The 24,738-nt window shown below is 34.4% G+C and carries 25 protein-coding genes and 2 riboswitches; of the genes, 4 read left to right on the top strand and 21 right to left on the bottom strand.

Going from position 1 to position 24,738, the window contains the following annotated elements; genetic code table 11:
- Positions 1-142: 142 nt before the first annotated feature.
- Positions 143-685: a recombinase family protein gene (locus tag F0527_RS08005; RefSeq protein ID WP_066787203.1), complete on the top strand. Its 543-nt coding sequence runs from the start codon at positions 143-145 to the stop codon at positions 683-685.
- 60 nt (positions 686-745) lie between these two features.
- On the opposite strand, the gene F0527_RS08000 is transcribed toward F0527_RS08005, so the two are convergent.
- The 4 genes from F0527_RS08000 to F0527_RS07985 all read right to left on the bottom strand — a co-directional run bounded on the left by F0527_RS08000 (position 746) and on the right by F0527_RS07985 (position 2,857).
- Positions 746-1,138 (bottom strand): hypothetical protein, encoded by a 393-nt coding sequence (locus tag F0527_RS08000; RefSeq protein WP_150284427.1) that lies wholly within the window; start codon positions 1,136-1,138, stop codon positions 746-748.
- Between the two features lie 32 nt (positions 1,139-1,170).
- Positions 1,171-1,581, bottom strand: coding sequence for a GNAT family N-acetyltransferase (locus F0527_RS07995; protein WP_150284936.1), 411 nt, complete (start codon positions 1,579-1,581; stop codon positions 1,171-1,173).
- A gap of 163 nt (positions 1,582-1,744) precedes the next feature.
- Positions 1,745-2,266 carry a signal peptidase I gene (lepB, locus tag F0527_RS07990; protein WP_150284426.1) on the bottom strand — a complete coding sequence of 174 codons (522 nt, stop codon included), beginning with the start codon at positions 2,264-2,266 and terminating at the stop codon, positions 1,745-1,747.
- A gap of 96 nt (positions 2,267-2,362) precedes the next feature.
- The gene (locus F0527_RS07985) at positions 2,363-2,857 is read right to left on the bottom strand and encodes a DUF1648 domain-containing protein (RefSeq protein WP_150284425.1); all 495 of its coding nucleotides are present in this window, start codon (positions 2,855-2,857) and stop codon (positions 2,363-2,365) included.
- Between the two features lie 153 nt (positions 2,858-3,010).
- Between F0527_RS07985 and F0527_RS07980 the strand changes: the two genes are divergently transcribed.
- Entirely contained in the window at positions 3,011-3,853 is an 843-nt protein-coding gene (locus tag F0527_RS07980) for an aldo/keto reductase (RefSeq protein WP_304621414.1), read from the top strand.
- A gap of 45 nt (positions 3,854-3,898) precedes the next feature.
- On the opposite strand, the gene F0527_RS07975 is transcribed toward F0527_RS07980, so the two are convergent.
- From F0527_RS07975 to F0527_RS07905, 15 genes are all read right to left on the bottom strand, one after another.
- Complete coding sequence (locus F0527_RS07975; protein ID WP_190323412.1) at positions 3,899-5,905, bottom strand: FtsX-like permease family protein; 2,007 nt, start codon at positions 5,903-5,905, stop codon at positions 3,899-3,901.
- On the bottom strand, positions 5,895-6,656 hold the full coding sequence (locus F0527_RS07970; protein WP_150284423.1) for an ABC transporter ATP-binding protein: 762 nt from the start codon (positions 6,654-6,656) through the stop codon (positions 5,895-5,897). The genes F0527_RS07975 and F0527_RS07970 overlap by 11 nt, the downstream gene beginning before the upstream one ends.
- A 97-nt stretch (positions 6,657-6,753) precedes the next feature.
- On the bottom strand, positions 6,754-7,734 hold the full coding sequence (locus F0527_RS07965) for a sensor histidine kinase (protein WP_150284422.1): 981 nt from the start codon (positions 7,732-7,734) through the stop codon (positions 6,754-6,756).
- Positions 7,735-8,433: a response regulator transcription factor gene (locus tag F0527_RS07960; RefSeq protein ID WP_150284421.1), complete on the bottom strand. Its 699-nt coding sequence runs from the start codon at positions 8,431-8,433 to the stop codon at positions 7,735-7,737. It abuts the gene before it with no gap.
- Between the two features lie 166 nt (positions 8,434-8,599).
- A complete protein-coding gene (locus tag F0527_RS07955; protein ID WP_150284420.1) occupies positions 8,600-10,006 on the bottom strand; it encodes a sensor histidine kinase in 1,407 nt (468 codons plus the stop codon).
- Positions 10,007-10,714 carry a response regulator transcription factor gene (locus F0527_RS07950; RefSeq protein ID WP_150284419.1) on the bottom strand — a complete coding sequence of 236 codons (708 nt, stop codon included), beginning with the start codon at positions 10,712-10,714 and terminating at the stop codon, positions 10,007-10,009.
- 81 nt (positions 10,715-10,795) lie between these two features.
- Entirely contained in the window at positions 10,796-11,155 is a 360-nt protein-coding gene (locus F0527_RS07945) for a YxeA family protein (protein ID WP_150284418.1), read from the bottom strand.
- A gap of 15 nt (positions 11,156-11,170) precedes the next feature.
- The gene (locus F0527_RS07940) at positions 11,171-13,096 is read right to left on the bottom strand and encodes an ABC transporter permease (RefSeq protein WP_150284417.1); all 1,926 of its coding nucleotides are present in this window, start codon (positions 13,094-13,096) and stop codon (positions 11,171-11,173) included.
- A gap of 1 nt (position 13,097) precedes the next feature.
- Entirely contained in the window at positions 13,098-13,853 is a 756-nt protein-coding gene (locus F0527_RS07935; protein ID WP_066787158.1) for an ABC transporter ATP-binding protein, read from the bottom strand.
- Positions 13,854-14,113: 260 nt separating this feature from the next.
- The gene (locus F0527_RS07930) at positions 14,114-14,578 is read right to left on the bottom strand and encodes a DinB family protein (protein ID WP_066787155.1); all 465 of its coding nucleotides are present in this window, start codon (positions 14,576-14,578) and stop codon (positions 14,114-14,116) included.
- A 157-nt stretch (positions 14,579-14,735) separates the two neighbouring features.
- Positions 14,736-15,938: a M20 family metallopeptidase gene (locus F0527_RS07925; protein WP_150284416.1), complete on the bottom strand. Its 1,203-nt coding sequence runs from the start codon at positions 15,936-15,938 to the stop codon at positions 14,736-14,738.
- A gap of 45 nt (positions 15,939-15,983) precedes the next feature.
- A complete protein-coding gene (locus tag F0527_RS07920; protein WP_150284415.1) occupies positions 15,984-16,826 on the bottom strand; it encodes a MetQ/NlpA family ABC transporter substrate-binding protein in 843 nt (280 codons plus the stop codon).
- 18 nt (positions 16,827-16,844) lie between these two features.
- Positions 16,845-17,495, bottom strand: a complete 651-nt coding sequence (locus F0527_RS07915; RefSeq protein WP_066787149.1) for a methionine ABC transporter permease — start codon at positions 17,493-17,495, stop codon at positions 16,845-16,847.
- Positions 17,485-18,516: a methionine ABC transporter ATP-binding protein gene (locus F0527_RS07910; protein WP_150284414.1), complete on the bottom strand. Its 1,032-nt coding sequence runs from the start codon at positions 18,514-18,516 to the stop codon at positions 17,485-17,487. Before F0527_RS07910 ends, F0527_RS07915 begins: the two co-directional genes overlap by 11 nt.
- Positions 18,517-18,612: 96 nt before the next feature.
- Positions 18,613-18,715: riboswitch (SAM riboswitch) on the bottom strand.
- A gap of 143 nt (positions 18,716-18,858) precedes the next feature.
- Positions 18,859-18,959: riboswitch (SAM riboswitch) on the bottom strand.
- Between the two features lie 633 nt (positions 18,960-19,592).
- Entirely contained in the window at positions 19,593-20,918 is a 1,326-nt protein-coding gene (locus F0527_RS07905; protein WP_150284413.1) for a PA2928 family protein, read from the bottom strand.
- Between the two features lie 345 nt (positions 20,919-21,263).
- On the opposite strand from F0527_RS07905, the gene F0527_RS07900 reads away from it, so the two are divergent.
- Both F0527_RS07900 and F0527_RS07895 read left to right on the top strand, forming a co-directional pair.
- Positions 21,264-22,646, top strand: coding sequence for an alkaline phosphatase (locus F0527_RS07900; RefSeq protein ID WP_150284412.1), 1,383 nt, complete (start codon positions 21,264-21,266; stop codon positions 22,644-22,646).
- Between the two features lie 109 nt (positions 22,647-22,755).
- Positions 22,756-23,409, top strand: coding sequence for a DUF4352 domain-containing protein (locus tag F0527_RS07895; protein ID WP_150284411.1), 654 nt, complete (start codon positions 22,756-22,758; stop codon positions 23,407-23,409).
- 529 nt (positions 23,410-23,938) lie between these two features.
- Here the strand turns inward: F0527_RS07895 and F0527_RS07890 are convergent.
- Together F0527_RS07890 and F0527_RS07885 are read right to left on the bottom strand one after the other, a co-directional pair.
- Entirely contained in the window at positions 23,939-24,262 is a 324-nt protein-coding gene (locus tag F0527_RS07890; protein WP_150284410.1) for a hypothetical protein, read from the bottom strand.
- A 225-nt stretch (positions 24,263-24,487) separates the two neighbouring features.
- A complete protein-coding gene (locus F0527_RS07885) occupies positions 24,488-24,736 on the bottom strand; it encodes a hypothetical protein (RefSeq protein WP_150284409.1) in 249 nt (82 codons plus the stop codon).
- Positions 24,737-24,738: the final 2 nt, after the last annotated feature.

Here is a 24,738-nt window from a genome sequence, read left to right as displayed (position 1 = left end):
TAGCTTGAAGCTTTTTAACTTTTTCAGACAACAAAATGAAGTATAACACCTTATTTCCCAAAATAGAACCATTTTGGAACTATTTTTGATGATTTATAGTATGTTATAATAGAAAAAACGACTTTTATATAGGAGAGCCAATATGTTAATAGGATATATGAGGCCTTATATTGAGGATCAAAACTGTGAAAAACAAATCCAAACACTTCAAAGCTTTCAATGTGATCAGTTGATTCAAGAAGAACATTCGTCTGCAAAGAAAAGGATACATTTGCAAAAGATGATGGAAAACATTCAATCTGGAGATAAAATACTTGTAAACAGATTGTTTATCTTAGCAGATTCGACGCGCCATTTAGTTGAACTATTAGAGATTGCCCATGCTAAAGGTGCTTTCTTCTATTCGATTCACGAGGGTATCGATACAAGTAGCGAAGGCGGCTATTCATTTGAGGAGATTGTTAAACATTTACTTGATTTTCAAAGTGACGTCATTAGTGAAAGAACAAGAAAGGGTTTAGATAGAGCAAAACAAAAAGGAGTATCAGCTGGACGCCCTAAAAAACCGGATGAAAATGTGAAGCGCGCCATCCAAATGTATCAAAGTAAGCAACATAGTCTTACAGAAATAAAAAATGAAACAGGTATCAGCAAATCAACCTTATATAGGTATCTTGAACGTTAAATATAATTTAAAAACACCAGCGACTCCCCAAATATTTCGGGAATGCACTGGTGTTTTATATTATCCTTCTGTTAAAGCATAGTACTTCTTTTCTATTCCGTTAATTTCAACGATTAAAACATCATTTCTTTCTTTCGTTGAGTATATCTTAGTTCCTACTGGAATATTGTTAGCCATCTTATTCTTAAAGGTTTGGCCAGAGCCAACAGAATATTTACTTTCCACTTTGCCAATTTCTTTATCTTTGATTACATCCAATTGATTAACCCAATCAATATTTGTTTGATAAAGAGTATCATGGACCATTAACAGATCGGCATTATTATCTTCTTTTAATACTTCCGCTGCTGTAGGCGGTGCACTCACATTCTGTGTTTCCTTAACCTTGCTCCCACACGCTGTCACGAAAATAGATACTGCAACAAGAAGTACGATGAATGTTCTATAGCTCATCGCTAATTCCCCCTTGAAACTAAATTAATAGCTTAGTTTACATTTCCAGCTTGCATCGCGTAATTTCTTACTATCATACCATTGGTTTGTTTCATGTCGAGCTGTTCATAATAAGCTACTAAATCATCATCACAACATAAATCCACCATATAGATATCTTCTAATTCATGCAACATGCGCTTTACCAATTCTTTGCCGATACCTTTACATTTATACTCAGGCAACACTTCTAGAAGTGGAATATACGCGGACAACACACCATCGCTAATCGCCGTTATAAAACCTACTACCTTATTTTTCTCTTTATCAAGTGCAAGCATCACTTTATTGCTATTTTTTAGTAATTGTAGATGTGTTTTCAGACTAGGCGGGTTTGGCCAATCCACGAAAAAGCCTTGTAGCATATCTGAAGAAATGTTATCTAGAGAATTTGTATAAATCATCATCAGTCAACTCCTGAATTGTATTTTTCAACATCATAGAAGCAGATGATTAATCAAAAGTATAATAACAATATAGCGACCCCCACATTTTAGTTCACACTATAAAGTTCGATAAAGTAAAAGCAAACCCCTGCAATAATTTGAAAACTTTTATAAAACTTCTTTAATGCCAAGACTGATTGAAAGGTTTAAAACGGAGCAATACTTTTCCTCTGATCTCTTTCATATAATCGATCGGCCCAAAGTCTCTAGAATCCATAGAATGATTGCGATTATCTCCCATAACAAAGACTTTACGTTTTGGAATCACGATATCAATTGACGGACTATCCATTGTTTCTTTTATGTATGGCTCTTTAACCATTTTTCCATTGCGATAGAGTGTTTTTCCTCTAATTTGAATATGGTCTCCCGGCAAACCAATGACACGTTTTATATATAAGTCATGGCCCGCTATAATGTCAGCATCAAAACTGACAATATCATTATATTTTGGTGCATGAAATTCGTAGGAAACTTTGCTGGAAAGCAGGTAATCCCCTTCATGTAAACTGTTTTCCATACTATCTCCTACGACGACCTCGGGCGTAAAAAAAGTCCGAAAGAGCATCACCAAAAGAATCATTACTACAAGAGTAAAAATAAAATATTTAAAGTCCTCTATTAATGCAGCATATTTTTTCACTAAAATCGCCTAATTTCTATTAAGAATATGGTTGTGGTTAATTCTATTATTATCTATACTACCGTCCTTACGCAATGCTATAAAAGGAGAGATGTCTCAAGCTCTCCTAATACCTGATAAAGACATAATGGTCGGAATAGCAATCATGAGAATGACAAAAACCCACAGCATTCCCTCTAAATTTGAGTCGTTTCCTATTGCCATTTGTATAGATTGCCAGATATAAACCGATTGAAAGAGAAATAGCATTGTTCTAATAAAAACTAAAAGGCACACCATTTGTTTCGTTTCTCTTTGCTGTTCGCTAGTAAGCTGGATGTGCGGGTTCTTATGATAGCTTGGTGATTTTTCTAAACAATATAGTCCCACAGCCAGAATGCCAATTAATAATGGAAGGAAAAGCAAGAAAACGCGTGAGCCGAGTTCTATAGGCTCTCCTCTTATCCCAAAATCAATAGGTACTTTCAATGGAATGCTTGAGAACATAAACCATACATAAGAAGCAGAAACTACAAATAGTCCAAACCCACTTAAATTGACGAGTTGCAACAACAAAAGGCTTCTTCCTTGAAAAGTTGTATGGTGTTTCATGCTAAATCTCCCCGCTTCTTTTTATAAAAGTTATGGTTAGATTGGACAATTATACAATTATTATGTATGTTTCTAAACCTGATAAGATGAAAATTTGGTAAAATGATTACAATTAAGATAAAATAGATAATGGTAAAAGAAGGAGTGAATAATATGGTAAAACAAACAGTTACATTAAATAATGGCAATGAAATGCCTGCAGTAGGCTACGGTACATTTCGTGTAAAAGATAGCAATGAGCTTTCAGACATGGTTGTAGTAGCTATCAAAGAAGGTTACCGCCACATTGATACAGCACACATCTATCAAAATGAAGAGAGTGTTGGTCTAGGTATTAAAAAAGCAATCGATGAAGGACTTGTTACTCGTGAGGAGTTATTTGTAACCTCAAAAGTTTGGAATGACGGGCTTACATATGATGAAACAATCGCAGCTTATGAAGAAAGCCTTCGTAAATTAGGATTGGATTATTTAGATCTTTATATTATTCACTGGCCAGGACTAGATGAAAATTATGTAGAAGTTTATAAGGCGCTTGAAGAACTTTATAATAATAAAAGAGTCAAAAACATAGGTGTCAGCAATTTCCATGTTCATCACCTAGAAACATTGCTTTCAAAAACATCAGTAGTTCCTACAGTAAATCAAATCGAATTCCAACCTAAATTAACACAAGTGGAAGTACGAGAATACTGCAAAAAACATGGCATTCAAGTTGAAGCTTGGTCTCCTCTTATGAATGGCGAAATTTTAAACCATGAAGTTCTTGTTGATATCGCAAAAAAATATAATAAATCAACAGCTCAAATTGTATTAAAGTGGGACTTAGAAAATGATGTTATTACGATTCCCAAATCAATGACACCATCAAGAATCCGTGAAAATCTTGAGTTATTTGATTTTGAATTAACACAAGATGAAATCGACAAAATCTCATCCTTAAACGAAGGATTCCATTTCGGTCCGAATCCTGACGAATATAACTTCAATAATTAATCATAAAAGGCAAAAGCTCTTAGAGCTTTTGCCTTTTGTTGTTTTTTATTGAGGTAAACTGTCGTTGACAATTTTACGATAGTATTTTGTTGAAAGGATAGCGAAGATAGAGTAAAGAACAATATAGATGCCAATCGTTACAACTAGTGGGATTACTAATTCTGTTCCAAATAACATCCAACCAGATTTTACTGCAAAGTAGCTATGGCAAACACCAACAACTAGTGGGATGCCAAAACTAAAGAGTTGCTTGCGACGTATTCCTTTCATGATTTCGTCTGTCGTAAAACCAATTTTACGAAGAGTTTTAAAGGATTCCCGCTCTTCTTCTGCTTCTGTCATCTGTTTAAAGTAGAGGATGCTGCCCGTCGCAAGCAAGAATGCTAGTCCTAAGAAGCCAGTCACAAAAATGAGTAATCCAATATTTTCTAGAGAATGCTTGTATGTTTCGCTCTTGATGGAAAATTGTTCTTCCTGAGAAAAATCCCCTTTACTATGTGATGTGAAAATACCACCTTTTGTTGACTTTTTATAAAGTGAAATGGCTTTATCCATCTGTTCACTATTAATAATCGTGTAGCCAGTATAGGTACGCCAGCCTGTTTGTTTAAGAATTTGTTTATTAGTCTTAATTTGATTAAACAACTGATCTGACAGTACAATTGTTTTTTTTCCGCCATATGTTATTTCTGAAGGGACACTATTCTTTGCTTCAACCCCTATTAACTTCAAATGTTTAATCGAATTATTTACTCTTAATTTCATTTGGTTACCGATTTCTAATGGCATTATTTTTTGGAATATGGAGTTGTAACCCAGTATATAAGCTTCGTTTTTATTTAAGCTAATAGAAGGTAATTTTTTCTTTACATCACTTTCTTTTAGAACAATTGTATCAGAGTACTGATTACCTTTGCTCGCTTGTTTTGCTTCTTCATTTTTCATCACTGGTGTGAAATCGATAGGGACATTTAATAATTCATAATGATCTGTTCTATAATTGATTTCTTTTGCTTGTAGTGATTTTTCAAAAGCACTACCTTCATCATTGACAACACTCATATCATAGGGAGTATATTGCTCTATTTGTGCCCCTATTGAATAGTAGGTAATGGACGATAGAGAAAGAACTGTAAGCGCGAGTGCCGTCAAGACCGTAATAATTGATAATGACAATGCATTACTTTTCATTCTATGCATAATGGGCGAAACAGCCAGGACATCTTTTAATGAGAGATGTCCATTTTTAGAGCTGCGAATGGCATTCATAATTAAAGCAATAGAAAAACGGAAGACGAAATAAGTACCAATAATGACACTAGCCAATACGACTCCCATTTTGATAAATAATGTGTTTTCGTTTGCACTCTCGTTTATATTAAAAATGGTAGTTGATAAATAGTACCCATACACAATAGCTGCTAGGCCTACTGCACCTAAAATGAGTTGAATTGGACTCATCTTTTTCATTTTTTGCTCACTGTTACTTGTTGTATGGAATAACTGTAACAACGTTGAACGATTTACAACCCATGTTGTTTGAATCAATACAATAATAAATAATCCAGCAAAAACAATTAGTGTTTGGACTAGTGCTATGAATGAAAAATCTAGCATTACTAATCCATCAACATGTATAATCTTCAAGAAAATTAGCGCAAAGAAACGTGAAAATAGGAACCCGATTAGAATGCCTGCTACTAAGGCAGCCACCCAAAGCAATAAGTTTTCAAGTGCAAGAATATAAGAGATTGTTGACTTTGGCATTCCAACAATTTGGTATAATCCAATTTCCTTACTTCGTCTTTTTAAAAATAACTGATTCGCATAGAAGACGAAGAAAAAGACAATAACCACGAGCATAACAGCGCCTACTTTAAAGCCTGCGCCTGCCTTTATGCTTGACTGAGTTAATTGATCAATCGCATCATTGTGCTGCAATGTCACAAATGAAAAATAAAGGGCTGAACTGAAAATTAATGCGAAAAAATAGAGATAGTAATGTTTAATGTTCTTTCGCATGCTGCGAAGAATTAATGTACTAATCTTCATAGCCATCACCGCCTAGAACACCTTGCGTATGCATGATGTCTTGGAAAAATTGCGTGCGTTTTTTGTCGCCTTTATATAATTGTGTGTAAATTTGTCCATCTTTTAAGAAAAGAACGCGGCTGCAGTAACTAGCAGCGACTGGATCATGAGTGACCATCATAATAGTTGCACCATTTGTTTTATTTAAAGATGCTAAGTTCTCTAATAGAGACGAAGCAGCTTTTGAATCAAGTGCGCCTGTGGGCTCATCTGCAAATACAATACTCGGTTTAATAATTAGCGCACGAGCTGCTGCTGTACGTTGTTTTTGGCCGCCTGATAATTCATTTGGGTATTTATTTAATAAATCTACAATCCCCAATTGCTTAGCTAATTCTTGGCACCGGTTTTCTGCTTCTTTTTCATTTGTTTTACCAACCGCGAGTGGAAGTAAGATATTTTCCTTAACTGTTAGCGTATCTAGAAGGTTGTAATCTTGAAAGATAAAACCCATCTCAGTACGGCGAAATGAAGCAAGTTGTTTTGATTTCATTTTTTGTAGCATTTGCCCATTGATCTCTATTGTCCCCTGGGTAGGATTATCAATTGAACAGAGTACATTTAAAAGCGTTGTTTTCCCAGAACCTGATGGCCCCATGATCCCAACATATTCCCCTGCTTCTACATCTAAGTCAATCCCCTTTAACACTTCTTGTGCAGACTGTTTTTTTCCATATATCTTTTTGATTTTACGTCCTTTTAAAATTTCCATATTATCGCCTCCTGATTAACTATTTATATTTTACAAAACTCTTGATCAATAATCGTTCGATTGACGTGACATTTAAAAAAGCAAAGTGACAAAAATGTCACTTTGCTATGGTTTCCAAGTAAGGATTGGATGTCGGGAAAGTAAGTGTGAACGTACTCCCTTCATTTATTGAAGATTGTACAGCTAGATTAATTCCTAATTTAATAGCCGCATTCCTTGCGAGGTAAAGGCCCATTCCTGTTGATGCGCTCTGCTTTCGTCCCGTCGTTCCTGTAAAGGATTTATCAAAAATTCTAGGTAAATCAGAAGGAGCAATCCCTTCTCCAGTATCTTCAATGGACAGTATTTTATGTCCTTTTTCGTCAGTAGACATACGGATTGTAATAACATCTCCATTATGGCTATATTTCACCGCATTGGTTAGTATTTGTCTTAGCAAAAAGGATAACCATTTTTGATCTGTTAAAACCTTTTCTTCATTACCCTCTACTTCAATAGCCAAATTTTTCGCAAGGCACCAGGATTGTAGCTCCTTTACTTCAAGCATAATAACAGATGAAAGGTTTATCTGCTGCATCATAGTATCCTGCTCGATTTCAGCCAGTCGCAAAGTATGAAGCGTTTGATCTAGAAGTAAATGAATTCTGAGCCATTCAACTTGAAGTGGTTTTTGATATTCTCTTGGCAAATCTTCAATCATAAGTTTCATTGCTGTGAGAGGCGTTTTCACCTCATGGATCCATGCTAAATGCTCATCGCGCTCTTGCAATCTTCTTATATTCAGTTCATTTTGATAATGCTCAAACTCCCGTTCCATTCCCTTGATTCTAGCGAGAAATATATCATTCATACACTGATACTCGCTAAGATCTTCATCCATTTCCTTAATGGCAATAGATTCTCTAAAGTAACGCCACAACAAAAACACTAGGAAAAGGAAGATTGTCGTTAAATTTATATACATGATGGATATCAGCTTAAAGCCTGTATCTAGGTAGATTAAAAAATTAATCCATACTAAGCAGCCTATGAAAAATAGAATCCAAGGAAGCCGATCTTTTAGATAAAATAAAAACAATTAGGACACGTCCTTTATAATCGCCATATAACCAAGCCCTTTTTTTGTTACAATCACATCCGCCAGGTTCAATTGTTCTAGTTTTCCTCTTAATCGGTTAATATTAACCGTCAGTGTGTTGTCATTGACAAATCGTTCATCATCCCAAAGCTCACGCATTAAATCATCTCTAGAGACAATTTGGTTTTTATATTTTAATAGAATTCGCAATATCGATTGCTCATTCTTGGTTAAATCAACGGTTTGGTTTTGGTATGTAACAGTGCTAGAAGCGTAATCGATTGATGCTCCATTCCATATTACATACTCATCTTTTTCTCCTTCCTCTGCATAAGCGTAGGTCCTTCGTAAAATAGCTTGTACCTTTGCTAGTAGAACGTCCATATGGAATGGCTTTTGAATATAATCATCCGCTCCCATTCCCATTGCCATCACCATATCCATGGGCTGATCGCGAGATGACAAGAAGAGAATTGGTACATTAGAAATAGCACGAATTTCTCTGCACCAATGAAATCCATCGTATGCAGGAAGCTGAATATCAATTAAAACAAGCTGGGGATTTATTTCATGATATGAATGCATGACATCCTTGAAATTTTCAGGCTGTTTCACGTTTAAATCCCACTTTGTAAATTGCTGTTTTATTAGTTGAAATATTGACGTATCATCTTCGATTAATAAAATAGTAAATGCCATATGTAAGCTCCTTATCAAGTCCTTTAAACTTTATTTATCATACCACTTCTTTTTAAATATTATCATCCTCATTCTAAATCTTTAATAGTTGAGTAGGACAACAATAATTAATAATAAAAGGCACAAGCCCTTACAGCTTATGCCTTTTAGAGAAACAATTAAAAGGTTATATTTTAATTTCAATCGATGTGCCGGAGTCAATCTCACTTTGAATGGTGATTTGTCCGTCATGGGCTTTTATTATATCATGTGCAATCGCCATTCCTAGTCCAGACCCCTTATGTGCAGCTCCAGTATTTGTACCCCGATAGTAGCGATCAAAAATCCTTTCTAGCTCCTGCTTTTTAATACCCTTTCCATTATCTTTAATCAAAATATGTGTATGGTCTTTCTTATCAATGCTTATTTCTATTTTCACATGATCATTGTTATGAACGATAGCATTATAAATTAGATTATTAATTGCCCTTCGGAAAAGAATTTCATCCACTTCTTCCATTATGACCTCTTGATTAACATAAAATTGTATTTGTCGGTTCCCGTATTTGGGGTCATTCAATATATCAATCACAATTGTCCGCAAAAGAGCAACAATATTCATTTCTTTTTTGTTCAAGGAAAGTTCTTTGTTCTTTAATCTAGTTGATAAATTTAAATCTTCCATGACGTCTTTAATGTATCTTGACTTTTCCTCAATTATTCCTGCATATTCCCTTATTTCATCAGTAGAAAAAGTATAATCTTTATCTTTCATCATTTCTGCATAGCCTTGAATGGAGGAGAGTGGAGTTTTAATATCATGAGAAATGTTGGAAATCCATTCCTCTCTCATTAAATCGAGTCTTTTCCTTTCTTTCTCACTTAACTTTAACTGGTCAGCTAAATGATTTAAATTATAAAAAACATTTTTATATAATCCTCTTGGCTTAGCGTGGTGATTAAATTCATGATTAGCGAGTTTTTTGATACCTTCAATTAAGGTATATAATGGCTGTGTTAACCTTTTGCTGAAGAAATAGCCGATCATTAACGCAATTAAGATATCTACAAGGAAAATAATTGTCCCAATATTAAATAATCTAATGATATCTTGATTGTTGTAAGAGATAAATTGGCGATCTAAGTGTTGATTTTCAATTCCTATCAAATAGCTAAACTGGCGTCCATTTATATTCTTTTCCCCTACATAAACGACTGTTTTTCCATTTATTTCTTTATATTTATACATTTGAATAATATCCGCAGGTATATACTTTCTCTTACTATTCGGAGGATTTCTAAACCCATATACCTCTTTGCCGTTTTCATCTAAGATTTGAATCCAGGCATTCTTTTTTTCTAATTTCTTTTGTCCATCTTTAGAAATTGTAGCTGCTTGCTTATGAGTGATGATTTCTTTATTAAAGGTTCTTGTGAATTGTTCGGGTGATATTTCATGATTTTGAAAAATTGGAACACCAAAAGCTTTCTGTGCTATTAGCATACCAATCCCAAGGAATAGATTAATGAAAATAATTAAAATAACTACCAATACAATAGATAATAAATATCTTCCTGTCAGCTTCCACTTCATCTATGCTTCCTCTATAACCAGCTTATAACCTAAGCCTTTAACGGTCATCAGAAATTGTGGTTGAGAAGGGTTTTCTTCGATTTTTTCACGAAGCCTACGTATATGAACCATGACTGTATTATCCATCCCGAAAAAATCTTCTCCCCATACTGAATCATAAAGCTGTTCTTTGCTAATTACCTTGTTTTTATTTTGTAGGAAAACCTTCATTAAGCCAAGTTCTTTTGGTTTCAATTCAATCACTTGCCCATTCTTTTTCAACTCTGCCTTTTCTTCGTTTAATTCAAATGGACCTGCCTTGAATGTTCTCTCTACTATTGCTTCAGACTTCATGTATTCTGTGCGACGTAAATGAGCCTTAACGCGATACGCAAGCTCTTTAGGGCTAAATGGCTTTGTAATATAATCATCCCCACCAATGGCAAAGCCCAATATCTTATCTATTTCTTCCGTTTTAGCTGATAAGAATAGAATAGGTACCTTGGAAATATTTCTGATTTGTTTACAGACATCATAGCCTTCACCATCCGGTAGCATAATGTCCAATATAACAAGATCTGGATTATTGTTTTGGAATTGTTCCAACCCTTCTTTAGAAGTAGTTGCCGTTATGACGTTTTCAATTCCTTCTTTTTTTAGTACGGTTTTGATGAGGCGTAAAATATCTTCCTCATCATCAATGATTAGAATCTTATTATTTGTTGCCACGTTATATGACCTCCAGACTTGTCTTGCTTATTATATTATAGTAAAAAGGAATCCTTTTTCATAAGGATTCCTTCATAATAATTATTTTACCAACATCTCATTAGCTTTTTTGGGAATATCGCCTTTTTTTACTTCCTGATATGAAGTAACACCTTTATCATCTTTTTCAAATAAAGTTAAATAAGCATTTTTCCGAAGCTGCTTTTGAGCAGTAAATGTTAATGTTTTAGCTTTACCATCCTTGTCAAAAGCGGGGAGTTTATACTCATAAGATACATATGTTTTACCATTATCATCTTTATCTTTTAACATCGTTCCTTCTCCAGTAATTTGAGTGTAGTACTGTTCTGCTCCTACCCTATTGAAGTTAACATTCTGAAGAATAACTAATCCGCCGACTATAATGACAATTGCTACAATAAATCCAATTAATTTTTTCATGATTTTTCCTCTTTTCTATTTAATGATTATTTTGTAGTAGTTCCTTACTGTTAAGAAATAATAGACAATGTAAATACAAACATATGCGCCTATACAGATGCTGACAGGGATCATCAAATTTGTTTGCATTAACTTAGATAGCATGGTTAATGCCACGATAGAGTGAGCAATACCTGCTATTAATGGCAATGCAAAAATGAATAAGATTTGTTTTGAAATGGACCTTTTCACTTCTTTTTTGTTTACACCAATTTTGTGTAAAATTGCATAACGATCTTTATCTAAGGTAGCCTCCGTTAATTGTTTAAAGTAGATAATGCTTCCTGTTGCTGCTAGGAATACTAAACCTAAAAATCCTGCAATGAAAATGATTAAACCTGTTGATTCCAAACCTTGGGCATAATTTGAATAGAAACTTGAGAAATTTGCTTCAGGTGGTAACAAGTTTTCTACTTTTTTTGTTAAAACTTTGGCATCCTCTTCATTACTTATCTTGTAAACTTCCATATTAACTAGTTTTGTGTTACTTGCAAATTTTGAAAATAGTTCATCACTAATTACAATTGTCATACCTGCTGTAGGTGTATTTAACACATTATATTTCTTCAAGTTTTTGAAGGTAATCTTCTCATTTTCATCATTCACTTTTAAAGGAATCGATGCTCCAACATACTTGGGTGAGAAATCTTCTGAATAGCCAGCTTCTAGTGCAGCTGCTTCATTTCCCTGTAATGATAAAGATTCATCTCTTTTTTGTAATTTAGCTAATTGGTTAAAGGTTTTGTTGTTGATAATGCTGTATTCCATTTCATCTGGTAAATTGTTGTTATGGAGATTGGTTATATTGACATCCAACATGATTGTAGGCAACGTCTCATGATAGACAATTTTATGATTTTTAGCTCCCGATACCTGCCCTTCGATCTGCTGAGATACATTCTTGTTTTTAGCAATAAACATCATGCTATTAGGATTAACTATTTCTGCATTACTACGATTGTTATAATATAAACTATAAGCAGCTCCAACCGCAGTTAATGTAGTTGCACTTAGAACAGCAATAATTGTTAATGTACGTGCATTTCCCTTTATTCTGTATAGTAGTTGTGATGTACTGATTAAATTGATGCCATTCCAAAAATGGTTTTTATTTTTTCTTAATAGTTTTAATAAATAAACCGTTAATGTACTAAACAACAAATACGTACCCAAAATAACTGTGACTAAGATGATAACTGGTGTTACCAAAAAACCAATTTTCCTCCATACTTCAGACACTAAAATATTTTGTAGTGCAAGCCAATATCCAATCCCAACTAAGAGAACCGAAAGTATGGCAGTGATTACAGACGACTTGGGTTCTTTTTCGCCTTCTTGCTCCGCTTTAAATAACTCAATTAATTTAAACCGATAAATTAATCGATATCCGTGTATTGATGTAACAGCGGTAATCAGTAAAAATACGATAATCGTATTTACTATTGCTTGAGAAGAAATAGCTAGACTTCCAATGGCTTCAAATCCCATTACTTTCATTAAAATGATGACAAAAACCTTTGACAGGAACAAACCAAGGATAATGCCGAACACTAAAGCAATGAGACCCATAATAAAATTCTCGTAAAATAGCATTCGGCCTATTTGCTTCTTGCGAACTCCAAGTAAAGAGTAGAGACCGACTTCTTTCTTACGTTTCTTCACAAAAAATGAGTTTGAATACCAAATAAATACAGCAACGAATATGATTAGCACAATGGAAGCACCATTAAAGACTGAGCTAATTTTATCGGATGATTCTGTGGTTTCTTGTATTGATTGGTCATACTTTAAAGAAACAAAGGTAAAGTAAATGATGATACTAAAAATCATTGAGCCTATATACAAAGAATAGTTAGCAAAGTTTTTTCGAATATTCTTTCGGGCGATGCTAAATAGCGTCATTTTATTGTCCACCTCCAAGAGAAGCAAGGACATTTAGTATTTTTTGAAAGAATTCTTCACGGGAAAGTTGCATTTTTTGAATTTCCGCATAGATTCCTCCATCTTTGATAAATAAAATGCGTTTACAGAAGCTTGCTGCGAAGGCATCATGTGTGACCATCATTATGGTTGAATGATTCTGCTCGTTAAGAGCTGTTAAACTTTCCAGTAAATCAGTAGCAGATTTTGAATCCAAAGCCCCTGTTGGCTCATCCGCCAAAATAAGACTTGGTTTTGTCACCATTGCTCTTGAAGCAGCTGTTCTCTGCTTTTGCCCGCCAGAGATTTGATATGGATATTTATCAAGTATTCCTTGAATACCAAACGTTTCGGCTATTTCTTTTACACGGGTTTCGATTATATTTGGAGACACTTTGGACAATGCCAGAGGTAATAAGATGTTTTCCCTTACTGTTAAAGTATCTAGCAAATTATAATCTTGAAAAATAAAACCGAGGTTATTGCGTCGAAAATCTGATAACTGTTCTTCCTTCATGGTTACAATATTTTGCCCAGCGATGATCACTTCTCCTGAAGTGGGTGTATCGATGGTAGAAAATATATTCAGCAATGTAGATTTCCCTGCACCTGAAGGACCCATGATACCAATAAATTCACCTTCATTTATTTTAAAGTCAATATCCTCTAATGCTTTATATTGATTTCCTTTTGTCCCATACACTTTTTGAACATTTTTTGCGGATAAGATGTTTTTCATTGAAATGTCCTCCCTTAATGACTACATTTCAGATTATAAAGGGCCTACCTTACACTGTTTTAATCTAAACCTTAATTAAACCTTAAATATAAAAAATTGTTCAGAAATACAATAAAACCTGAGTAATATCAAAACTATATATTTCTTATTGTAGTGTTTATATTTTTTATATGGACTGACGAGGTATATAAATATTGGTTATGTTTAACTATTCAATTGTACAAAATAAAAAAGGATGCGATATCCCCACCCTAAGCTCATTATTGGTTAATTTTGTATTTTATTTGATTGAAGTGATGCAGATCATGTTCTGCAAGACCTTTAAAATAATCATATAAATTTAGCTTTGTTTGTCCAATAGTTATCTCTTCATTCCAACGTGTATCTGGAATTCCCTCTATTTTTTGAAGAAGTTCACTTCTTACTGAAATAAAGTCGTTTATAATTACCTTTTTTTCTTGTTCTCTAGCTTTACCAGCAGATGTAGCATTTAATGTTTTTACATCCGGCCCTATTGGAAGTTCCTGAACTGAAAATAGGTAAGGTAAACGATTATTTAGGACAAATTCATCCCAAGGAATTAAATGTCCAATGATTTCTGCTACAGTCCATTTCCCTTCTTCTATTTTCATCCTCCATTTCTCTTCTCTTAAATTATTCAATGATCGCACAAATTCTATAGCATATTGATGATGTTTAATTATCTCATTTTGTCCATTTATCATATAATCATCTCTTTCCTTATATAATTTACTATGTAAGGTTCCAAACAAATAGAGTGGTTTTCCAAATGAATTAGCTATAGTTTATCATCCTTAATAATAATTTTCTGTATCTAGATAAAATAAAGCCCCTCAGCTAATTACTGAGGGGTTTTTAGTTCTATTCTGCTTCGTCTGCTTTTTTCTGGTTAAATTCTTTTTTGATTGCATCTAACAAGTAAGGTTCAGTTATCAAGCGTAATGCTGTAAGAGCAAGTGCTTTAGCACCTTTAATTAACGCTTCATCACCCTTTTTAGATTTTGCAGCCTCTCTAAATTCAATCGTGTGAGGTACAAGATCATCTGGACCAATTTTAATATATGGATGTATAGTAGGGACTACCTGGCTGATATTACCTGCATCTGTAGAGCCGATTCCATCGCGTCCACCAGCTACCTTTTCCCCTAATTCTTCTATTACATCTTTAAACACTGCATTGAATGTATCATTAAGCAACAGATTATCTACTTCATTTTGGAAGCCAATAATATTAAGTCTAGCCCCAGTTGCGAGGGCTGCTCCTTCAGCGATAGCTTTTACACGTTTGGTTACTTCATTCAATCCTTTTCTTGTTGCTGCTCGAATGAAAAATCTAGCTTTTGCATATTCAGGAACAATATTCGGCGCATCTCCTCCATGTGTAATAATGCCGTGTATTCGAACATCGCTTGTCACATGTTGCCGTAAGGCATTAATGCCATTAAACAATTGAATAACAGCATCCAGTGCATTGATACCTTTTTCAGGGGTTGCTGCTGCATGCGCCGCTGCGCCGATAAACTCGAAATCAAGCGGATCTACTGCAAGCGAAGGCGATGTTAGATTGGTTACACCTTGGGGATGAATCATCATTGCCGCATCGATTCCTTCTACTAATCCGTGTTTCACAAAGCTACCTTTCGCGCTTCCATTTGGTCCTCCCTCTTCAGCAGGTGTACCAAAGACAACCGCTTCTCCACCAACTTCATCCAGCACTTTGCTTAAACTGATAGCAGCAGCAACACTCATGGTTCCAATAATATTATGCCCACATGCATGACCGATTCCAGGAAGAGCATCATATTCAGCTAAAAAAGCAATTGATGGACCTGGTTTAGTAGATTTATAGCGAGCAACAAATGCTGTTTTGTGACCAGCCACATCTCTCTCTACTGCAAAACCTTCTTCTTGGAGAAGGTTTGTTAATTCTTCAGAAGCAAAAAATTCCTCATTTCCGATCTCTGGATTATTATGAATCTTGTGGCTTGTTTCAATATACCTTCCTTGATTAACATCAACATTGGTAGTTATTGCCTCACTTAAATGTATAAGTACTTGTGTCATATTAGATTCTCCTCATATTTTATTAAACTTCTAGCAACAATCTTTCTACCAACCTATTTTCTTCAATGGTACAAATGTTGGGATCAGTGTGCCGCCATATTCTTTATTGATAAATTTCGCTGTATCTTCCTCTTGGTATAACTCTGCAATTCGTTTTAATGTTTTGTTGTTTTTATCTTTGTCATTCACTGCGATAATGTTCAGATAATCAATTGCTGTCTCGCTCTCATGGAAAATTGAATCTTTGATTGGATTAAGGCTTGCATCTCGAGCAATACCATTATTAATAACGCCTGCATCCACATCTTCTAATGCTCTCGGTATTTGAGCAGGAGCAGTAGGAATAAGCTCAATTTTTTTAGGGTTTTCAATAACACTATCTTTAATAGAACCTAAGCCATCATAACCATCTACTAATTTTATAAGGCCAGCCTGCTGTAGTAATAAAAGGGCTCTCCCTTGATTTGAAACATCATTTGGCAAAGCAATCTTTGCACCTTTTTTGATATCTTTAATGTCCTTCAATTTGTTTGAGTAAACAGCCATTGGTGCTAAACATGTTGTAGCAATTGGAACAAGTTTAAGATTATGTTCTTTAATAAATTGGTCAAAATAAGCAACAGTTTGGAATGAATTGGCATCCAACTCACCATCTGCTAACGCTGTATTTGGAAGTACGTAATCATTAAAAGATACAAGCTTAATTTTGATTCCTTCTTTAGCTGCTTTTTTCGCTACATAATCCCAAATTTGCGTATCTGTCCCCGTAATGCCGATTTTATATGTTTTTGATTTTCCATCTGCCTCCTTCCCGCTGGATTCGCTTGAACAGGCTGCCGTAAAAATAACTAGTGACAGCACAAGAATGGATAGTAAACATTTTTTCATTTTAATTTCCTCCTTAGATTAACCTCTTCTTATTTTTTTCGATAAAATGTTGCCAAATGACTGTAGCCCCTGAACCAAAACAATTAGTATGGCTACGGTAATTAGCATGGTGGTCGTATCAAAACGTTGATAGCCGAACGTTATGGCTAAGTCGCCAATACCACCGCCGCCTACGGTTCCTGCCATAGCCGATGCGCCAATCAGACCAATTGTCGCGATGGTAAAATTCACAATAAGTGAACTAAGAGCCTCAGGCAGTAAAAACCTGAAAATTGTCTGAAATGGAGTAGCCCCCATAGCATCTGCCGCCTCTAAAACACCTTTATCAACCTCTAGTAGCGAGCTTTCAACTAATCGAGCAATGTAAGGGCCTGCGTAGAAGACTAGTGGAACAATAGCTGCAGATGTTCCAATAGATGTTCCGACAATGAGCCGGGTAACTGGGATGATGGCTACGAGCAAAATAATAAAGGGCACAGATCGGAAAACATTGATCACTGCATTTAAAACCGTGAATACTGGAAGGTTCTCAATGATCTGTCCTTTACGAGTGACAAATAACAGGATGCCTAGCGGAAGGCCGATAATGATTGAAAAGATAAATGAAAAACCAACCATTTGAATAGTTTGAATGAGCGCTTCAATGATTTGTTCAGAATTAACTAGCATGTGCTACCACTTCCTTGTAAAGAATTTGTTGAGCTTGCATATATGATAATGCTCGTTTCACTTCCGTATCGGCTCCTTGGATTTCAACAATCAGTTTGCCAAAAGGAATACCTTGCAGTTCAGTAATATTGCCGAATAGCACATTGATTTCCACATCGAGAATTTTAGATAACTGTGATAAAAAAGGACTGCCTGTAGACTCGCCGACAAACGTAATATGGAAAATATGATTTAGTGCTTGCTTGCGTTCCATCATATTGAGAATTGATGGTGGAATTTGATCATGCATTACGGTACTAACAAAGTTTTGAGCAGTGTTAGTTTTCGGCGCGGAAAAGATATCAAATACTGTTCCTTCCTCGATCACTTTCCCCGCTTCCATCACAGCCACTCTGTCGCATATTTCTCGAATTACAGCCATTTCATGCGTGATCATTAAAATCGTAATCCCATACTCTTTGTTAATCTTCTTCAAGAGTTCCAATATGGAACCCGTTGTCTGTGGATCTAGAGCAGAGGTCGCTTCATCACAAAGTAGAATTGAAGGCTGTGTTGCTAAAGCCCGCGCTATGCCTACGCGTTGTTTCTGGCCGCCGGATAGTTGATCAGGATAGACTTGAGCTTTGTCACCTAAACCAACGAATTCAAGTAATTCTGAAACCCTTTGTTTGATTTGATCCTTAGGAACTTTACTTAAAATAAGCGGCATGGCTACATTTGCATATACTGTTTTGGAATTGAGCAAATTAAAGTGTTGAAATACCATACCAATGCTTTTCTTTACTTCGCGAATTCGCTTTTTGCTAATGGTTGTTAAGTCATGGCCGTCTACTATGACTTTTCCGGAAGTAGGTTTTTCTAGTGAATTTACACAACGAATTAAGGAGCTTTTTCCTGCACCACTGAAGCCGACTACGCCAAATATTTCACCTTTATTAACTTTTAAATTAATCGAATTTAATGCTCGTATCTCCTTTCCTCCGCTGTTATACACTTTAGAAACATTTTGGAATTCTATCATCCGTTCAATCTCCTTCCGATTTTTTCAACAAAAAAGTCCTTCTCCATGGAAGAAGAAGGACAGTAAGACATATGACTTCATATGTACGGAAACGTCTTCTTATCTTCCAAGCTTAATCGCTTGCTGGAATTGGCACGGTGCAAAAATGTCCGCTGCCGAGGTTTCAAAGGGCCAGTCCCTCCACCTCTCTTGATAAGAGCAATATTTAATTAAGTATATGTGGTACATCTGCTAAACTGTGTTTTTAATTCCCCCTTTCAAATTAATTTTGCCATAAAAAAATCCTTCTCCATGGAAGAAGAAGGACACAAAGACATATGGCTTCATATGTACAAATACGTGTTCTTATCTTCCAAGCTTAATCGCTTGCTGGAATTGGCACGGTGCATATGTCCGTTGCCGAAGCTTCACAGGGCCAGTCCCTCCGCTTCTCTGGATAAGAAAAATGATTATTTGATTGATTTTTACTATACATGGTCATTTTTGAATTGTCAATATAAAATAATATTTTAAAAGATTTTTATTTTTCTTATTGCTGTTTCTTTTATTATTTATATAGACTAACGAGGTTTATATATTTATTATTTTTATCTATTTTCAATGATTATTTATCTAATAAGCACTATATATTTTAGAAAATTTTGTTAAAATGTTATTACCCACATTTTACAAAGGAGTAATTCTATGAAAAAAATACTGACTTTTTTTTTGCTTGTAAGCTTTGTATTTCTTCTTAATTTTCTTATTTTAGGTCTTACTCGTACATTGCTACCTTATTGGACTTCTTTCTTTATCATTTGTTTAGTCATTTTCTTAGTTAATTTCTTCCGATCAATGAATAAAAATTTAACAGTAACATTTATTTTTATGGGTGTTGCATTGGGTTGTTTAGGTTTATGTTTATTTTCTTTTTTGATTACTAGTGGATATGAAATTTACAAATAAAAGTGGAAAAATACTCTTTCCAATTTAAAAGCCGATGAAATTTTACAGCTAAGTAGAATTTCATCGGCTTTTATAGATGGTTTAGAGTAAATAAAGTAGAAGAAAGAGACTTTAGTAGTTTCGTTTAATAATTATTTTCCAAGCTTATAATCATACTGATAAACTACTTTCCCTGTCTCTTTGTTGATTTTATATTGATAACGCCCCGTCCAAGCATAGACAAACTTTGTGTCAGCGAATACTTCTAATGAAGTAGTGGCATTTTCAAGTGGAGCATCTAAAAGTTGCTCCCAGATCAAGTCTCGTTTTGTAAGATCAAGCAAGGCTAAGGTCTGACGATTATCGTTTCGCTTTTTCTGATAAACAATGAGCTGCTTTTCAACAGGTTTACTTTCAACTAGCCTTACGCCCATTAGCTCGGGGTAAAGTTTTTTTATTTTATCGCTTCGCTTTTCAACGCCAGCTACACGTTCATCCCATCCTACAGGTAAAGTACGTATTTTATCAGCATAACCCGGATCTTCTTTTATCTCATTCGTAGCTAAATTTAATTTAAAATAACGACCATCTAAGCCGTAAAGATAGACTTTATTTGGACCTTTAATGGAATAGTCAGTATACATGTAGCTTAAATTATCTGCTAATACAGGGAATTTATGCAGAAAGTCTTTTTCATCTGCTTGCTTTTTCCCTGTCTTGGGATCTATAAAATAAAGGGTTTTCTTTTTATTATTTAACAACAACAAGCCTTCACTAGTCTCTCCTATTAAGTATTCTTGCCAAGTAGAGATCCTACTCCAAAGCTTTTTGCCAGTATGAAGATCAATAGCACTCATTAAGAAGCCTTTGAAGTTGGTGGTTATTCCATTTTCTGTTCCATTGGGAGTAGTTTTACTTATTTTAACGACGGATATTGGCTTTCCTTTTAAATCGAATAGTACAACAGGTGATTCTAATTCGATTCTTTTAGGTGCGAAAAGTCCATTAAAACCCCATAACAGGCATGAAAAAACGAAAAACACCGTTATTAAAAACGAGCTGAATTTGAAGAACATTTTACCTAAGGTTTGTTCTTTTTTCTTCAATTGATAAATTTGGCGAGGTATAAAAATAAATAATAATAGGATAACTAAGGCAGCAATCACTGTTAACAGAATGTAATCAGACCGCCAACCTGTTGGCATCCAATTGGCTAGATAATTTGGCTGCAGGAACTTGAGTAAGGCCGAACCGAGTAGAAAATTAAAGAACAGTACAATAATTAATTTTTTAAAAATCTTAATTATTGAAGAAGGCTCAGTTTCTTCGTTTCTCTTCTTCGCTACTATATAAATCATCTTGATAGGCAAATATAATAAACGGAGGTAGAGTATGATTAGAGCCGTATTATGTATTATATTAGTATTAAAGTTTAGTAGTATTAGCCACTTTTCAAAAAAATTTGTTATTATATCCATTTTCCAATCCTTTTAATTAATATTTTACTTAATTATATCATTCTCTTCCTATTTCTCACAGTTTTCACATGTACATGACCCAAGATTTGCCTCACCAGCCTCTACCAACTCTCATCTGTTGTTGCAGAGCACCTATAGCTAGAAAAATAGCTGGCATATTTCCTGAAGCCAGCTATTTTCAACATACTTTCGTCACAAAAGCTGGATCTCTATTAAAATAGTCCCTCCCAAAAATTTTTTAACCAAAATACCCCTTCTTTACAATATCTTATCTTTCTATCAATATCTGCTTAATAATAATTGATTAAAGTATAGTTAGACCAAATAAAGGAGGAAATGTTATTCATGAAATCATTCTTATCAAAAAAGCTAATCTCGATTGCAGCCGTATCTACTCTAGCACTTAGCAGCTTTACTACTGCTGGGTCAGAGGCAGAGGCAAAAAGTTCTTCTAAGAAAACAGCGCCTAAAAATGTCATTTTCCTAATAGGTGATGGTATGGGGAACTCATATACTTCCGCGTACCGGTATTTGAAAAATTCTTCAAACTCAAAGTTTAAAAACCAAACATCATTTGACAGGTACTTAGTTGGTCAACAAATGACTTACCCAGAAGATCCGTTACAAAATGTAACTGACTCTGCTTCTGCAGCAACGGCTATGTCAGCTGGGGTAAAAACGTACAATAATGCAATAGCAGTCGATAATAATAAGAAAGATGTGAAAACAGTCCTCGAATCAGCAAAAGAAATGGGCAAGGCAACTGGTTTAGTTGCTACTTCTGAAATTACACATGCTACTCCCGCTGCTTTCGGATCACATGATGAAAGCCGTAAGAATATGAACGGTATTGCTGATGATTACTTTGATGAATTAGTAAAAGGAAAACATAAAATTGATGTATTACTCGGCGGAGGCAAATCTAATTTCGTACGAGAAGATCGTGATTTGACAAAAGAATTTAAAAAAGATGGCTATAACTATGTTACCTCGAAAGCTGAATTACAAAAGAATAAGAATAAACAATTACTCGGATTATTTGCTGATGGCGGTATGGACAAGATGATTGATAGAAATGCCGAAACCCCTTCTCTCGCAGATATGACCAATTCAGCAATAAAACAGCTCAGCAAAGATAAAGACGGCTTCTTCTTAATGATTGAAGGAAGCCAAATTGATTGGGCAGGCCATGACAACGACATCGTTGGCGCTATGAGTGAAATGAAGGATTTTGAAAAAGCATTTCAAGCTGCTATCAATTACGCTAAAAAAGACAAAAACACATTAGTTGTGGCAACTGCCGATCACTCTACTGGCGGATTTTCGTTAGCAGCAAATGATGACTATAATTGGTTCCCTGAAGCCATTAAAGCTGCAAAGAAAACCCCTGATTTTATGGCAGCACAAATTGCTGGTGGGGCCGATGTTGAAGGTACATTAAAGAAATATAGCGGTTTGTCTTTAACGGAAGATGAAATCAATTCTGTAAAAGAAGCCAACACAGGTAAAGTAACAGATATCGATAATGCCATCGAAAAAATTTACGATAAGCGTTCAAACACAGGCTGGACTACTGGCGGGCATACTGGAGAAGATGTAAATGTTTATGCATTTGGTCCAGAATCAACAAAATTTGCAGGCCAAATCGATAATACAGATCAAGCGAAAATTATCTTTAATCTAATTGAGAAAAATAAAAAGAATAAAACAAAGATTAAAGATAAATAATACTCAGCTTTTAACATCTTTTCATCCCAAAATAGGTATATTTTCTATTAAATCTGTGAGAAAGCAGGCGTCTAAATGGCGCCTCTTTTCATAAGTTGGAGGGTTTTCTTTGAAGAAATTGTTATCTATGACCTTGATATGTCTCTGCTTTGCCACATTAACTGCGGGCTGCTCATTCCAATCAAACTCTTCAACTGATATTCATGTTGAAGCTGCAAGTAATAAGGATTACCTAAAAACTTATCAACCTAATCCTCAGGTAACAGACGATCGTACACTTTTAAAAACCGGGGACGATATAACGGACAAACGTGGATATGCAAAATTAGAGAGTCTTAATCTAGCTCAAAAAAACTATAAACTTGGAGACATCACATTAACCATTCGTGATGTTAAAAAAATTCATCTTGAACCAACGTATAGTATGATGGATTATTTTCATGTTTTAACACAAGATGAAACATTTAGCGTAGTAAAAGCATTCGTAGAAATTACGAATAATAGCAATAAAAGTTTACTTTTCTCCCCTGTTGGATCACTGACTGCTAATACCGGACAAAAGTGGACGTTTAAACATGATATATACCTGGACGATATAACAGGAGAAATCAAGCCGCATGAAACGAAAAAAGGTAATATTGGTTATGTTTTAGAAAATGGTAGTAACCCTAGGGAATTCACCCTTCAAACGAGTGATATTTTTGATAATAAAGAGCAAAAAGTAACAGCTGGCACTAAAATTATACTTACTTTGCCAAAGTAAGAGTTTATGCCAGAAAGACAAAAAGAGGAAAAATAAGGTGATTCTCTTTTAGCCATTTACATATTTGATATACGAACCAGCTAGCAATTCTATATTGTTTGCTGGCTTTTTTACAATAATATGTAATGAAACGAAGGAGATTTCGATATTGTTTTCTTAGTTCTCTCCGGCATCTAAACTAGAAAAGAGAGTTTTGCGTTTTTTGAAATTGTTTTTCTAGAAAAGATATCTTGAAGCACACTTATATCTGTTGGTAATTTATTTTCTTTCGGAATTATTTTACAATAATTATCTTGACAACACTTAAGCGAAGACATAATATAAATGAAGCAAAATTAAAACTAATTGATTATTCGTTAAATTGTTATTTTGCGAACAATTGATTTTTTAACATCTTAATCACTGTGTTTTTCCCCTTTCATATCTAGCTTTAGGATTTACAATAAAAAAACCAGAGATTTTACTCTCTGGGCTCATGGAATATTCAACATTCATTCATATTAAATATCTTATTTATATTTTTAATTACTTAGTCTCTCATAAATACCATCAAAAGTGCTAAAAATGGTAAAATTTTAATGAACACATTAGCAATTTTATTTTCCCTTTCATTTTCATCATTTTCTAATAGATAACAACATATAATCGCAAGCACTAATGCAGCGTGTTGTATGATCATAAAAATATTAATTCCATTCTTTATAATTAAATAGATTACAAAAAGTATATATATTATAAAAAATACAAAACTGAATTTATAATAATTCTTCTTCTTCTTCTCTATACCTAAAATCATAAGCAATACCGTAATTGCTATTAGTACAACTGAACCGATTATTTCAACAGTAGGCATTTCAAATTTACTCCCCATTAAAAATTAAAAAACTGTAGAGAAACTCAAGTTTCTCTACAGTCTAATTCATTAAAACATAAAGAATTTATATAACGTTTTGTTAAAAAGTTATTTGTCTAGTAACCTTATGTTTGGCGAGCCTGTACCGAAGGATGCATAGTAAATCACCTTTATTATTTTGTTATATTGTCTATATCATATTCATAATTTTTCTAAGAAATCTTCTTATTGAAAGAAATAATTTTCCAACTCAAAAAAAACATAGCCTGAAAGAACTCCAACAAAAACGATTCTACCTATTTTAGAATAGTTCTGTTTTTCCTCTAAATCACTTAATCTATACGTTAGAACTCCAAGACATCCTAAAGCTACAATTAATTCGGAGATAAAATGAGGAGAATGAAGTTTCATTCCTTTCATATTTAACACGATTAATATCATTAAAAAAACATATAAATAGCCTTTCGCTCGCATAC

Origin of the sequence: Rummeliibacillus sp. TYF-LIM-RU47 (assembly GCF_008638315.1) — a bacterium.
Lineage (GTDB): Bacteria > Bacillota > Bacilli > Bacillales_A > Planococcaceae > Rummeliibacillus > Rummeliibacillus stabekisii.
Note: the sequence above shows the minus strand (reverse complement) of the source record. Positions and strands in the feature narration are given on the sequence as shown.